Below are 13,506 nucleotides of genomic sequence, written 5' to 3'. Positions count from 1 at the left end.
ACCCTGAACACGAGAAGGGAGAGGCGATGCCGACGCGAGAACCCGCGCGTCCCGCGGGCCGGCCGCACGGGCCGGGTCAGGCGCCCGTGCGCATCCCGGCCAGGCGGAGCGTGGGCGACGTGCTGGGCGGCCTCGGCGCGCTCCTGGTGCTCGTGGCGATCGTCGGCGGTGTGCCGTACGCGCTGCTCACGTTCGCCGGACCGCCGCTCTCTCCCGAACTGCTCGATCTCGACCTGCTCACCAGCCGCGTGGGACCGAGCACGATCATGGCCGTGCTGGTGCTGTTCGTCTGGTTGGCCTGGCTGCAGTTCTTCGCGTGCGTGGTCGTCGAGGTGTACGCGGGAGTGCGCAAGGTGGGCATGCCCGCCAGGGTGCCGCTCTCCGGCGGGTCCCAGGCGCTGGCCAACAAGCTCGTCTCGGCCGTGCTGGTGCTGTTCACCGCCGGCGCCATGGTCGTGCCCATCGCGAAGCTGGCGACGCCGCCACCCACCGCGCCGCCCATGACGACGGTCGCGTACTCCGCGCCGATCGTGGAGCAGCCACAAGAAGCGCGGCAGACCAAGAAGGTGTACGTGGTCCAGCCGCCGCACGGCCGGCACCACGAGAGCCTGTGGGAGATCGCCGAGAAGTGCCTGGGTGACGGGCGCCGATACCCCGAGATCTACCGGCTCAACCAGCACAAGGAGCAGCCCGACGGCACCCGGCTGCGCATGGCCGACCTGATCAGGCCGGGCTGGGTGCTCGACATGCCCGACGACGCGCGCCACGCCCACGTCGTGCCGGTGAACCAGGCGCGGGCCCAGACGCTGAAGCAGCACCCGGCGGGGTCGCACAGCGGACATCGGCAGGTCACCGACGAGGTACGCCAGACCTCCAGCGTGAAGCAGGGACCGGCGCACGAACGGCGGGACACCCAGGGCACCATAGCCGAGCCGGCGGCGGAGAGCTCCGGCGTCGACCTGGCCGATTACCTGGCCACCGCGTCGCTGGCCGCGGCCGGCCTGCTGATCGTGCTGGCCAGGCGGCGCCGTGAGCAGCTCTGGCGGCGGGCGTTCGGCCGCCGCATCGTCCGGCCGCGCGACGACGCCGCCCAGGCCGAGGTCGCGCTCCGGCTGGGCGCCGACGCGCCGGGCACCCGCATCCTCGACATCGGGCTCCGGCTGCTCGGCGCCGAGTTGGCCACGCAGGGCCGCACCCCGCCGACCGTCTACGCCGCCCATCTGTCGCCGCGCAACCTCGACCTGTGGATCCACCCGCCGGACGGTGACGCGCCCGAGCCGTGGATGGCCCAGGACGGTGGCCAGGTGTGGCGGCTGGCCGCGCACGAGGGCCGCCTGCTGGAGGAGCAGCCCGGCGGCGCGCCGTACCCGGGGCTGGTCTCGATCGGCGCCGACGAGAGTGGCCGGGTGCTGATCGACCTGGAGGCGGCGCAGGGCCTGATCAACATCCGCGGCCCGCAGACCACCGCGGCGCTCGCCGCGCTGGCCGTGGAGCTGGCCACCAACCGCTGGTCCGACCGGATGCGCATCACGCTCGTCGGCTTCGGCGACGAGCTGACCGCGATCGCGCCCGACCGGATCAGGGCCGTGGGCAGCCTGGCCGAGGTGCTGCCCGAGCTGGAGGCCACCGCCGCCCCGCGCCAGGAGGTGCTCACCGGGCGCATCACCGGCAGCCCGCGCGACGCCCACTACCTGCTGTCCGCCGTGGCCCCCACCCATGAGGAGGCGCGCCGCCTGGCGCTGCTCGCCCGCAAGGACACCGCCGGATACGTGGTGACGGGCGACGTGCCGCACGCCACCTGGACCCTGGAGATCACCGACGACGGCAAGGCGAAGATCGCGGAGCTGGGCTTCGAGGTGACCGCCCAGCTGCTGCCGCGCCGCCACTACCAGGCGCTGATCGATCTCTTCCGTACGGCCGAGCAGCTCGACGGCGAGGTGCTGCCCGAGGCGGAGCCGCTGGAAGAGCTGGCGCCACCCGCGGTGGAGATCAGGATGCTCGGGCCGATCGAGATCCTCGGTCGAGACCCCCTCGAAGAGGGCCGGATGGCCCTGGCCACCGAGCTGCTGGTCTACCTGGCCACGCATCCCGGCGGCGTGCACCCCGTCGTCCTCGGCGGCGTCCTGTGGCCGCGCGGCGTGCAGCCCATGGTCAGGGACGCCACGATCGACCGGGTCGTCGACTGGGTGGGCCGCGAACACCTGCGGGTGGACGAGGCGGGCCGGCTGCGGCTGGGGCCCGGCGTGCGCACCGACTGGGCGCTCTTCCGCGAGCTGGTCCGCCGGTCGCACGGCGATCCGGCGGCGCGGACCGTACTCCTGGAGAAGGCGCTCGGCCTGGTCAGAGGGCCGCTGCTGAGCGGACGGCCGCCCGGGAGATACGCCTGGCTGGCGGGCGACGAGCTCGAGTACGACGTCGCGGCCGAGGTCGCCGACGCCGCCCACCGGCTGTGCGAGATCCGGCTGGCGCACGGCGACCCGGACGCGGCGGTCGCGGCCGTACGCGCGGCGCTGCTGCTGGCCACCGACGACGAGGGGCTCTGGCGCGACCTGCTGCGCGCCACGCACGCCACCGAGGACGTGGTACGGCTCCGCACGGTCGTCGAGGGGCTGACCCGGCGCGCGTCCTCCCACCCCTACGGCGGCGGGATGGCACCCGAGACCGAGGCCCTGATCGACGAACTGCTGCCGTCGTGGCGCATCCACATAGTGAGGGAGTCGTCGGCATGAGGCGGATGACGGTAATGCTGGCACTCCTGCTCGCGGCGGCCTGCGCCCCGCCCGACCGCCCGTACGTCCCCGGAGGCGCGCCCGCACCCGCCACCGGCGATACCGCCACGCGGCCCGCCCCCACCTCCGCCCAGAGCAAGACGGTCGAGGTCGGCGACGAGCTGAAGGTCAAGGTGGAGAAGGGGACGACGAGCAACGCGCTGCAACGGCTCTTCGCCGACTACTACGTCGAGCGTTGGAAGGCGGTCGAGACCGGCGACAACCAGTACCTGCGCCACCTGGAGGCGCCGCTGATACCGCAGGCGGGCGAGTGGGTGCGCGGGTTCGCCGACCGGAAGGAGTCGGCGCGCGGTGTCGCGCGGCTCTACCGGCTGCGGATCACGTCGGTCATGGGCAAGGGAGCCCAGGTCGACACGTGCGTGGACGAGCGGGGCGTACGCCTCGTCTCCACGCCCACCGGCAAGGCGGTCGCGCCCCAGCCCGACTGGGTGCGCGCTCCTTACCTCCAAGCCGTGCTCGCGCATCGCGGCGACGACGGTGTGTGGCGGATCAGGGAATTCCGCCAGGACAAAGAAGGGTGCACTTGATGAATCCCCTGATCCCGGCGCTCGTCACAGGGCTGTTGCTGCTGTCCGCGCCCACTCCCCAACCCACCACGGGGGCCAGGACGACCGAACAAGGCAGAACGCGGGCCCTCACCCTCGAACACTCCGGCATCCAGGTCACCGGCGACGTGGGCAAGGGCGGCAAGAGCGACGGCTACCGGATCAAGCGCCCCTGCTGGTACGAGCCGGGGCTCTCCGCTGACGAGATGCTCAAGTTTCAGACGGACTCGAAGACCCAGTTCGCCAGGGTGAAGGCGGACGAGGAGAGTTTCACGAAGTTCGTCAAGCAGTTCAAGGACAAGAAGGGGCAGCCGGGGCGCTGGTGGACGCCGGCCTACGACGCCTCCGACCCCAACGGCGCCACCTGCTGGGCGGGGCTCGAACTGTTCATTTTTGTGCCGCCGAACGACACGCCGCCCTCCGGCATCACCTTCGAGCAGCTGGCCGAGATCGCGCGGGCGGCGATCACCGTGCCCCAGCCGACGGTCAAGCTGAGCCCCGACGCCAAGACCTTCGTCAACCTGCCGACGTTCGTGTGGCTCGAAGGCATCGGCCAGCCGCGGCGTACGGCGACGGCGACGCTGCCCGGGGTCATGAGCGCCACTGTGGTCGCCACGCTCCAGAACATCAAGATCGACGCGGGCACGGGCAAGGACCGGGCCGAGGTGCGCGAACAGTGCGGCGCCACCGGCAAGCCGTACGCCAAGGGAGCCGCGTTCACCTGTGGCGTGCAGTATCTGCGCTCGTCGATCGACCAGCCGCGGCAGGTGTACCAGCTGACCGTGACGACCGTGTGGCCGGTGACGGTGACGGGCGGGGTGCCGGTCCAGTTCGCGCCGGTCGAGGTGGGGGTCACCCGCGACGTGCCGGTAGGCGAGGTGCAGAGCAACGTCCGGCCATAGGCAACGCCTTCAGGCGATGACGGCGACGAGCGGGGCGAGCTCAGGCAGCTCCGCCGCCTCCGCCAGCACCTCCTTGAGCACGGTGTCGTGCGTGGGGCTCGCCTGGCCGAGCAGCTCACGACCCGCCGGGGTGACCTCGGTGTAGATGCCCCTGCGGTCGTCCTCGCACAGGTAGCGGGACAGTAGCCCGCGGTTCTCCAGCCGTGTCACCAGCCGTGTGGTGGCGCTCTGGCTCAGCACGACCGCGCGGGCGAGCTGCTGCATGCGCATGTGCCAGCCGTCCTGGCGGCCCAGCACGTCGAGCACGGTGTACTCGCTCACGCTCAGGTCGTGCTCCTTCTGCAGAGCCCTCTCCAGCCGGTCCTCGATCCTGGCGTGCAGCGCGGCGAGCGTGCGCCAGCCCTGGGCGCGCGCCTCGACGGCGTCATCGGCTAGCGGCATGTGACACCTTCCCGGACAAGCTTGTATGGTGAGTTAGTCGGCGCGTGCAAATAATGTCTACGCCTACTAACGTCGTCTGAGGAGTATTCTATGCCACTCGCCCTGTTCGCCCTGGCGATCAGCGCCTTCGGCATCGGCACCACCGAGTTCATCATCAACGGGCTGCTGCCGGAGCTGGCCGCGGACTTCGCCGTCACGATCCCGGCCGCCGGTCTGCTCGTGTCCGGCTACGCCCTGGGCGTGGCCATCGGCGGGCCGCCGCTGACCATGCTCGGCGGCCGGTTGTCCCGCAAGACCATGCTGCTGTCGCTGATGGTGCTGTTCATCGTGGGCAACCTGCTCTCCGCGCTCGCGCCCTCGTACGCCGTGCTCATGGTCGGCCGGTTCCTGTCCGCGTTCGCGCACGGCGCCTACTTCGGCGTCGGATCCGTGGTGGCCGCCGACCTCGTCGCCCCGCAGAAGCGGGCCAGCGCCATCGCGCTCATGTTCACCGGGCTGACCCTGGCGAACGTCCTCGGGGTGCCGCTCGGCACCTGGATCGGGCAGGCGTTCGGCTGGCGGGCGACGTTCTGGGTCGTGGTGGTCATCGGCGTCGCCGGCCTCGTCGGCGTGCTCGCCCTGGTGCCCGCCCAGCCGCGTCCCGAGGGCGGTGGCCTGCTGCGTGAGCTGGTGACCTTCCGCAAGGGTGGCGTCTGGCTGGCGCTGGCCATGACCGTGTTCGGGTTCGCGCCGGTGTTCGCGGTGATCACCTTCATCTCGCCGATCATGACGAGCGTCGGCGGATTCTCCCCCGGTGCGGTGCCGGTCGTCATGGCGCTGTTCGGGGTGGGTCTTGTGGTCGGCAACCTGATCGGCGGCCGGCTCGCCGACCGGGCCGTCATGCCGAGCATCTACGGCTCGGTGGCCCTGCTCACGCTGCTGGGCGTGGTCCTCGCGCTGGTGGCGGGCAACCAGGTCGCGTTCATCATCACGATCACGCTGTTCGGGGTGGCCGCCTTCGCGACCGTGCCGCCGCTGCAGACCCGGGTCCTGGACGCCGCCGCGGGTGCTCCGACGCTGGCCTCCGCGGCCAACATCGGCGCCTTCAACCTGGGCAACGCGATCGGGTCGTTCGTGGCGGGGCTGACGATCGACGCGGGCTTCGGCTACACGGCTCCGGCCTGGACGGCCGCGCTGCTCGGCCTGACCGGGCTCGCGGTGGCGGGACTCGCCGGTGCGCAGGCCCGCCGCCATCTCGTCCCGGCCGCCTGACGATCCTGTGGGCCTGACGGTCCCGCGGGCCGGCCGATCGCGGGCCGGCTGAGCCGGGGGCCGGTACGCATCGCGCGCCGGCCACGGCTCAGCCGAACAACTCGTCCACGCTCTGCGCGGTCACCGCCCTGACGGTCCAGCGGTCGAGCAGGCTCTGGTCCGTGCACGCCTGGATGCGGGCCCGAGCCTCCTCGGGGATCGCGATGCGGCGTGCGTCGAGGAATCCCAGGATCAGCTGGGCCGGCGTCCTGTCCGGCCCGCCTCTGTATTCATGTGCTCCAGCCACCGGCCAAATCCTACAGAGCGCGGCCGGAACATGACGGGGAGTTGCTAGACCCGGCCGGATTCGTGAGCGAGCAGCCACTCCTTGACCGGCACGCCGTAGTAGTAGCCGCCGTAGCCGCCCGAGCCGGGCAGCACGCGGTGGCAGGGGACGAAGGGGGCGATCAGGTTCTGGGAGCAGGCCGACCCGGCCGCGCGGGCCGCCGTCCTGGGCAGGCCGGCGCGTTCGGCCAGCTCGGCGTACGAGACCGTGGTGCCCGGCTTGACCTCGCGCAGCGCCTCGTGCAGGCGCTTACGGGTCGGCGTGCCCGGCTGCTCGACCGGAACGGCGTCCAGCGCCAGGAGGTCGCCGTCCAGATAGTCGCGTACGGCCTGGGCGGCGAGGCCGAGGTCGTCGACCACGTCCAAGCCCTCGGCCTGCAACGCGGGTGACAGCCGGACGAACATGTCCGAGGGGTCGGCGGTGAAGCCGGCCGCGACCAGCACGCCGTCACGGCACAGCAGGGACAGCGGGCCGATGGGCGTCGGCAGGACCTGGGCGTCGATCATGAGGAACTCCAGAGATGCAGGGCGGCGTAGGCCCGCCAGGGCCGCCACCGCTCGATGTGGTCTTCGGGAATGCCCAGGCAGGCCATGCGCTTGTTGAGCACCAGGTCGCCGATGGGCCAGGCGTCGGGGTCGCGCAGCGCGCGCAGCGCGACATAGCTGGCGGTCCAGGGGCCGATGCCGGGGACGTCGAGCAGCTCCGCCACGGCCTCGGCCGGATCCTGGCCGCCGTCGAGGTCGATCCGGCCCTCGGAGACGGCGATGGCCAGCTCCTTGAGCGTCGAGACGCGGCGGTTGGTGAGCCCCAGCCCCGAGAGGTCCGCCGCGAGCAGCTCCGTGGCGCTGGGGAACAGGTGGGTCAGCCCAGGTGCCGGGCCCTCGACGGGCCGGCCGGCCCGCTCGGCGATCCGGCCGAGCATGGTGCGGGCGCCCGCGACGGAGATCTGCTGGCCCACGACCGCGCGTACGGCCAGCTCGAACCCGTCGAACGCGCCCGGCACCCGCAGCCCGGGCCGGGACTCGACGAGCTGGCTCAGCGAGGTCTCGGCCAGCGCGGTCGCGATGGCGTCGGGGTCGGCGTCGAGATCGAGCAGGCGGCGGCAGCGGGCCACGATGCGGGCCAGTTGCCGGGTGTCGTCCACGGCGACGTCGAGCGCGATGTGGCCGGACTCGGGGGTGAGCGTGATCGTCCCGCCGGGGACAGTCCGGCTGTAGGACGCCGGGCTCGCCACCTCAAGGCCGGGGATCGCGCGCGAGGCCAGGAACGAGAACACGCCCTCCATATCGTACGGCTCCCGCTGGTGCAGGCGCAGCCGGAGCCGCGCGGGCCCCGCCACGACCTCGACCGCCGGTGGCGCCGTGGCGGACAGGCCGCCCGCCGTCGCGCGGAGCTCGCTGGGCGTGAACCCGTACGTCTCCCGCATCGTCGCGTTGAACTGCCGCACGCTCCCGAACCCGGCCGCGAAGGCCACCTCGGTGACCGGAAGCCGCGTCTCCGTCAGCAACTGCTTGGCGAGCAGCAGCCGCTTGGTCCTGGCCACCGCCAGCGGCCCCACGCCGAGCTCGGCCACGAACAGCCGGTGCAGGTGCCGCTCGGTGATGTGCAGCCGCCTGGCCAGCCCCGCCACGCCCTGCTCGTCGGCGGCCCCGTCGTCGATCAGCCGCAGCGCCCGCCCGATGAGGTCGCCGCGCAGGTCCCACCCCGGATCGCCGGGGGAGAGCTCCGGGCGGCAGCGTTTGCACGGGCGGAAGCCCGCCGCCTCCGCCGACGCCGCGTGGCGGTAGAACCGCACGTTGCGCGAGGCCGGCGTGCGGGCCGGGCAGATCGGCCGGCAGTAGATCCGCGTCGAGGTCACCGCCGTGTAGAAACGCCCGTCGAATCGGGCGTCCCGGGCTGAGACCGCCCGGTAGCAGGAGTCGAAATCGAGCTCAAGTGGTGACATGACAACGAGCGTATGCGTTCGCCCAGCCCCCCGACTGGCGGAAATCAGACCTGACCGTAAGAATGCTGGTCAGCAGGTCAAAGCCGCTGACCAGCGGAAATCAGACCTCACTTCGACGAAACGCCCACACCCAGGTCGAACTCCCGGTACACGCGCGCCCAGAACCCGTCACGCAGCCACACCCGCGCCTCGGGGAAGGGCCGCAGCGAGTGGCCGAGCTCCTTCTCCGCCTCGATGAGCAGCTCCGTGTCGATGACCGTCGGCAGGATCGGCCCCGGCAGCAGGTCGCGGATGTTGTCGCGGCCACGCGTGAGGATCCACTTCTGTGCCACGTGCTCGCCCACGTCCTCGACCCGCGGCCTGTTGGGCCCGAGCTTGGCCACCTGGCCGGGCTTGACGTGCGGTTTGACGGGCGCGCGCCCGGCGAACACCTGCGCGGGCGACGGAGCGGTCACCGGCGGGGCGACCGGAACGGGCTGCGGAGCACGGCTGAAAAAGGGCCTCAGGAAATCAGCAGTGATCACTTCCACGGTGTCGGACTCCCACACCAGGCGCTCGGCCTGGTTGGTGCCGTACGGCGGCTCGACGCCCCACAAGTGGATGCGCACTCCGTACGCCTGCGCCGCCTCGACGGCGGGCACCATGTCCTCGTCTCCGGCTAGCAAGATCGTGTCAGTTACCGCATGGTGCCTGGCCAGCGCCTCCAGGTCACTCCTGATCTGCGCGTCCACGCCTTTCTGCTGGCCACGGGCGTTCAGGTTGCCAAGCCGTACCTTGACCCAGGGCAACTGGGCGATGACCCGCTGATCGACGGTCGGCACACGGTCACGAGCGGCGTCATACCAATAGATCCGCAGAAGTTCGCCAGATATACGTTCCAGCGCATGTTTCTGTAGACTCTGGATCAGCTCATCGGCGGCAACTCGATATTCTTTGCGCTCCTTGGCGCCCAGCAGCACTTCGCCTGCGGCAGCATAGAGATAACCGACGTCCACCAGGACGGCGTACTTCGCTGCCACAGCATGCGGCATGAGGTCTGGGATGGCCATGTGTCCTCCAGGCCGCGGTTAGTTGATCGGCTGACTATATACGCCTACTTTCTCTAGATAGTCCCAACTCCTCGAGAACTTGACACCCGATTCCCGGGATCTATCTAGGGTAGGGCGCTCATCCGCCAAGCCGACTTCCCCGGTACGACTGGCTTACGCATCACTCTCGCAGGGTTTCGCCATGTTTGACTTCGCGGTGCGGCGGGCGGTTCCGGCGCGGACCGCCGGGTGGCGAGGACGGCCACGAGGGCGGCGATCTCCTCCGGCGTGGCGTCACCGCGCACGATCCTCAGCTGGGCGCTCATAGCGGGATGTTCCCATGCTTCTTCGGCGGCAGCGAGGCCCGCTTGTTCCGCAGCGCGCGCAGCGCCTTGACGACCTGAGCGCGTGTCTCGGCAGGTCTGATCACCGCGTCGACATAGCCGCGTTCGGCCGCGATGTACGGGTTGGCCAGCGTGTCCTCATACTCGGTCACCAGCCTGGCCCGCTCGGCGTCGGCGTCGTCGCCCGCCGCGGCCAGCTCGCGCCGGTAGAGGATGTTGACGGCGCCCTGCGCGCCCATGACCGCGATCTGCGCCGTGGGCCAGGCCAGGTTGACGTCCGCGCCCAGGTGTTTGGAGCCCATGACGTCGTACGCGCCGCCGTACGCCTTGCGGGTGATCACCGTGACGAGCGGCACGGTGGCCTCGGCGTAGGCGTAGAGGAGCTTGGCGCCGCGGCGGATGATTCCGTTCCATTCCTGATCGGTCCCTGGGAGGAATCCCGGTACATCGACAAAAGTCAGGATAGGAATATTAAAAGCATCACATGTTCGAATAAATCTGGCTGCCTTCTCGGAGGCGTTGATATCCAGGCAGCCGGCGAAATGCATCGGCTGGTTGGCCACCACGCCCACCGACTGCCCGTCCACCCGGCCGTAGCCGACCACCACGTTCGGCGCGAACAGCGCGTGGACCTCCAGGAACTCACCGTCGTCGAGCACGTGCTCGATGACCCGGTGCATGTCGTAGGGCTGGTTCGCCGAGTCCGGGATCAGCTCGTCGAGCTCGGGAACCGGCTCCAGGTCCCCGGCGCCCTCGAAGACCGGCGCCTCGTCCAGGTTGTTGGACGGCAGGTAGGACAGCAGCGCCTTGACGTAGTCGAGCGCGTCGTTCTCGTCCGTGGCCTGGTAGTGGGCCACGCCGGACTTGGTGTTGTGCGTGTGCGCGCCGCCGAGCTCCTCGAAGGTGACCTCCTCGCCGGTCACGGTCTTGATCACGTCCGGGCCGGTGATGAACATCTGCGACGTCTGGTCGACCATCACCACGAAGTCGGTCAGCGCGGGTGAGTAGACGTGCCCACCGGCCGCCGCGCCCATGATGAGCGAGATCTGCGGGATCACGCCCGAGGCGTGCACGTTCCGCTTGAAGATCTCCGCGTAGAGCCCGAGCGCGACCACGCCCTCCTGGATGCGGGCGCCGCCGCCCTCGTTGATGCCGATGATCGGGCAGCCGGTCCGCAGTGCCAGGTCGAGCACCTTGACGATCTTCTCGCCGTAGACCTCGCCGAGCGAGCCGCCGAAGACGGTCACGTCCTGCGAGAACACGCACACCTGGCGCCCGTCGATGGTGCCGTAACCGGTGATCACGCCGTCCCCGTACGGCCGCCTGCTCTCCAGCCCGAACATCGTGGACCGGTGCCTGGCGAACTCGTCGAACTCCACGAACGAGTCCTCGTCGAGCAGCGCAAGCACCCGCTCCCGCGCCGTCATCTTGCCTTTGGCGTGCTGTTTGTCCACGGCGGCCGCGGAGCCGGCGTGCACGGCCTCGTCAAGCCGGCGTTCCAGGTCGGCGATCTTGCCCGCGGTGGTGTGGATGTCCGGCGGGTCCGGTAGGGCCTCGGCAGCGCTCATGCGCGCAAGATTAACCCGCCTCCTAGAGTGGATCCATGACGGAGGCGGTTCACACGCACGGCCTTTTCAAGAGATACGGCCCACAGATCGCGGTGGCCGGCATCGACCTGGTGGTCCCGGCAGGCAGCTTCGCCGGGCTCGTCGGCCCCAACGGCGCCGGCAAGACGACCTCACTCAGCATGATCACCGGCCTGCTCCGCCCCGACGGGGGCCAGGCCGAGATCGACGGCTTCGACGTGTGGCGCGATCCCGTCGCGGTCAAGGCCCGCATCGGCGTGCTGCCCGAGGGGCTGCGGCTGTTCGAGCGGCTGTCGGGCCGCGAGCTGCTCCTGTACAACGGCAGGCTGCGCGGCATCTCCAAGGCCGACGTCGCGCAGCGCGCCGAAGAGCTGCTGCACGTGATGGACCTGGCCGACGCCGCCGACAAGCTCGTCGTCGACTACTCCACCGGCATGCGCAAGAAGATCGGCCTGGCGGCGGCGCTGCTGCACAACCCGTCGGTGCTCTTCCTCGACGAGCCGTTCGAGGGCGTCGACCCCGTCAGCGCCAACACGCTCACCGAGGTGCTCCGGCGCTTCACCGCGTCGGGCTCGACCGTCATCTTCTCCAGCCACGTGATGGATCTCGTCGAACGGCTCTGCGACTGGGTGTCGGTGATGAGCGCCGGGCACATCGTGGCCCAGGGCCCGCTGGAGCTGGTGCGTGAGGGACGCAGCCTCAACCAGGCCTTCCTGGAGCTGGTCGGCGGCTCGCGCGACAACGGCGACTCGGGCCTGACCTGGCTCGGCCGGGGTAAGGAGCCGGCGTGAGCACGGTCGCGCTCTTCGCCCAGCTCAAGCTCCGGTTGCTGGCCGGCAACCTCCGCGGCGACCTGCAGCGCAAGCTCGGCTTCGTCCTCACCCTCATCATGTCCGTGTTCGTGAGCGTCATCGGCTTCCTGCTCATGAGCCTGCTCCGGCTGGCCTCGCACGACACGGCCGCGTCGATCGTCGTCGTGGTCTTCTCGGCCATGCTGATCGGCTGGATGATCGTGCCGCTGCTGGCGTTCGGCCTGGACGACACGCTCGACCCGGCGCGTCTGTCGCTGTTCCCGCTGCCCACGCACCGGCTCGCGGTCGGCATGTTCACCGCCTCCGCCACCGGCGTCTGGCCGCTGGCCACGCTGATCGTCACGACGGGCGCCCTGGTGGGGCTCGCCACCGGCGTCGGCGGCGTGCTGCTCGGGATCGTCGCCGTGTTCCTGCAGTTCGCGCTCTGCCTGGTCGCCTCCAGGCTGGTCACCACCGCGCTGTCCAGCGCGCTGCGCACCCGGCGCGGCCGGGACGTGCTGGCCGTGGCCGCGATCTTCGTCGTCGTGCTCGCGCAGCTGCCGAACCTCGTGCTCAACGGCAACCTCGGCGACCCGGCGGAGATGCTGCGCGGGGCGGCGGCGATCCTCAGGTGGACGCCCTCGGGCATGGCCGCGCACGCGATGGCCGACGGCGGACTGACCGGCCTGGCCGAGCTCGTCGCCGTGGCCCTCGTGGTGGTCGTGGCCGGCTGGCTGTGGATCAAGGCGCTGAGCCGGGCCCTGGTCACGCCCGACGCCTCCACCCGCGCCGCCTCCGTACGCCGGGAAAGCGGGCTGATCGACCGGTTCCTGCCGGACGGGCCGCTGGCCGCCGTGGTCACCAAGGAGCTCAAGTACATCAGGCGCGAACCCCGCTCCCGGGTCGGCTGGTTCTCCTCCGTCGTGGTGGCCGTCGTGCTGGGGTTCTCGGTCACCCGTTCCCTGGAGACCGGGGCGTGGCTCCCGATCCTGCTCACCGCGTCGGCCGGGATGATGATCGCTCTGCAGTCGGCCAACTCGTTCGGCATCGACGGCCGCTCGCTCTGGATGAACGCCGTCGCCACCGGCTCCGAGCGCGGGCTCAGCACCGATCTGGCCGGGCGCCACCTGGCCGCCGCGGTGATCGCGACGCCGCTGCTCGTCGTGATCGCCACCGTCGCCGGACTGCTCGCCGGGCACCCTGAGGGGATCGCACCGGCAGTGCTGACCGGCCTGGGGGCGCTCGGAATAGGGTTCGGCGTCGGCTCCGTGACCAGCGTCGTCATCCCCTACACCGTGCCCGACCGGATGAACGCCTTCACCGGGGCCGCGCCGGGGCAGGGCGGGCAGGCGTTCGTCTCCGGCATGGGCGCGCTGCTGGGCGTCAGCGCCCTGTCGCTGCCGTTCGTGGTGCCGCTGTTTTTCGGGCTCTTCTGGGTGTCCGTGTTCGCGCCGTTCTACGGGCTGCTGGCCGAGGCGCTGGGGCGGCGGCTCGGCGCGAAGATCGGGTTCGCCCGGCTCCCCGAGCTGCTCGCCGCGGTGTCCCAGGCCACCTGATCA

The 13,506-nt window shown here is 70.9% G+C and carries 13 protein-coding genes; 6 read left to right on the top strand and 7 right to left on the bottom strand.

What is annotated here, in order from left to right:
• Window positions 1-26 precede the first annotated feature (26 nt).
• From AB0B91_RS37005 to AB0B91_RS36995, 3 genes are read left to right on the top strand one after another with little or no spacing between them, the layout of a single operon-like run.
• Window positions 27-2,729, top strand: a complete 2,703-nt coding sequence (locus tag AB0B91_RS37005) for a BTAD domain-containing putative transcriptional regulator (RefSeq protein WP_358329920.1) — start codon at window positions 27-29, stop codon at window positions 2,727-2,729.
• Window positions 2,726-3,316, top strand: a complete 591-nt coding sequence (locus AB0B91_RS37000) for a hypothetical protein (RefSeq protein ID WP_358329917.1) — start codon at window positions 2,726-2,728, stop codon at window positions 3,314-3,316. Before AB0B91_RS37005 ends, AB0B91_RS37000 begins: the two co-directional genes overlap by 4 nt.
• The gene (locus AB0B91_RS36995) at window positions 3,316-4,236 is read left to right on the top strand and encodes a hypothetical protein (RefSeq protein ID WP_358329914.1); all 921 of its coding nucleotides are present in this window, start codon (window positions 3,316-3,318) and stop codon (window positions 4,234-4,236) included. Before AB0B91_RS37000 ends, AB0B91_RS36995 begins: the two co-directional genes overlap by 1 nt.
• A gap of 9 nt (window positions 4,237-4,245) precedes the next feature.
• Here the strand turns inward: AB0B91_RS36995 and AB0B91_RS36990 are convergent, their stop codons facing one another.
• Window positions 4,246-4,677: a MarR family transcriptional regulator gene (locus tag AB0B91_RS36990; RefSeq protein WP_358329911.1), complete on the bottom strand. Its 432-nt coding sequence runs from the start codon at window positions 4,675-4,677 to the stop codon at window positions 4,246-4,248.
• A 90-nt stretch (window positions 4,678-4,767) separates the two neighbouring features.
• On the opposite strand from AB0B91_RS36990, the gene AB0B91_RS36985 reads away from it, so the two are divergent.
• Window positions 4,768-5,928, top strand: a complete 1,161-nt coding sequence (locus tag AB0B91_RS36985) for an MFS transporter (protein WP_358329908.1) — start codon at window positions 4,768-4,770, stop codon at window positions 5,926-5,928.
• 88 nt (window positions 5,929-6,016) lie between these two features.
• Here AB0B91_RS36985 and AB0B91_RS36980 read toward each other — a convergent pair whose 3' ends face one another.
• From AB0B91_RS36980 to AB0B91_RS36955, 6 genes are all read right to left on the bottom strand, one after another.
• Window positions 6,017-6,214: a hypothetical protein gene (locus AB0B91_RS36980; protein ID WP_358329905.1), complete on the bottom strand. Its 198-nt coding sequence runs from the start codon at window positions 6,212-6,214 to the stop codon at window positions 6,017-6,019.
• A 44-nt stretch (window positions 6,215-6,258) separates the two neighbouring features.
• Window positions 6,259-6,759: a methylated-DNA--[protein]-cysteine S-methyltransferase gene (locus AB0B91_RS36975; RefSeq protein WP_358329902.1), complete on the bottom strand. Its 501-nt coding sequence runs from the start codon at window positions 6,757-6,759 to the stop codon at window positions 6,259-6,261.
• Window positions 6,756-8,198 (bottom strand): DNA-3-methyladenine glycosylase 2 family protein, encoded by a 1,443-nt coding sequence (locus AB0B91_RS36970; protein WP_358329899.1) that lies wholly within the window; start codon window positions 8,196-8,198, stop codon window positions 6,756-6,758. Before AB0B91_RS36970 ends, AB0B91_RS36975 begins: the two co-directional genes overlap by 4 nt.
• A 107-nt stretch (window positions 8,199-8,305) precedes the next feature.
• Window positions 8,306-9,247, bottom strand: a complete 942-nt coding sequence (locus tag AB0B91_RS36965; protein WP_219537365.1) for an NYN domain-containing protein — start codon at window positions 9,245-9,247, stop codon at window positions 8,306-8,308.
• A gap of 104 nt (window positions 9,248-9,351) precedes the next feature.
• Window positions 9,352-9,552 carry an acyl-CoA carboxylase subunit epsilon gene (locus AB0B91_RS36960; protein WP_358329896.1) on the bottom strand — a complete coding sequence of 67 codons (201 nt, stop codon included), beginning with the start codon at window positions 9,550-9,552 and terminating at the stop codon, window positions 9,352-9,354.
• Window positions 9,549-11,138, bottom strand: coding sequence for an acyl-CoA carboxylase subunit beta (locus tag AB0B91_RS36955; protein WP_358329893.1), 1,590 nt, complete (start codon window positions 11,136-11,138; stop codon window positions 9,549-9,551). Before AB0B91_RS36955 ends, AB0B91_RS36960 begins: the two co-directional genes overlap by 4 nt.
• 35 nt (window positions 11,139-11,173) lie before the next feature.
• On the opposite strand from AB0B91_RS36955, the gene AB0B91_RS36950 reads away from it, so the two are divergent.
• Complete coding sequence (locus tag AB0B91_RS36950) at window positions 11,174-11,947, top strand: ABC transporter ATP-binding protein (protein ID WP_358329890.1); 774 nt, start codon at window positions 11,174-11,176, stop codon at window positions 11,945-11,947.
• The gene (locus tag AB0B91_RS36945) at window positions 11,944-13,503 is read left to right on the top strand and encodes a hypothetical protein (RefSeq protein WP_358329888.1); all 1,560 of its coding nucleotides are present in this window, start codon (window positions 11,944-11,946) and stop codon (window positions 13,501-13,503) included. The genes AB0B91_RS36950 and AB0B91_RS36945 overlap by 4 nt, the downstream gene beginning before the upstream one ends.
• Window positions 13,504-13,506 lie beyond the last annotated feature (3 nt).

Origin of the sequence: Nonomuraea sp. NPDC049141 (assembly GCF_040648415.1) — a bacterium.
GTDB lineage: Bacteria > Actinomycetota > Actinomycetes > Streptosporangiales > Streptosporangiaceae > Nonomuraea.
Note: the sequence above shows the minus strand (reverse complement) of the source record. Positions and strands in the feature narration are given on the sequence as shown.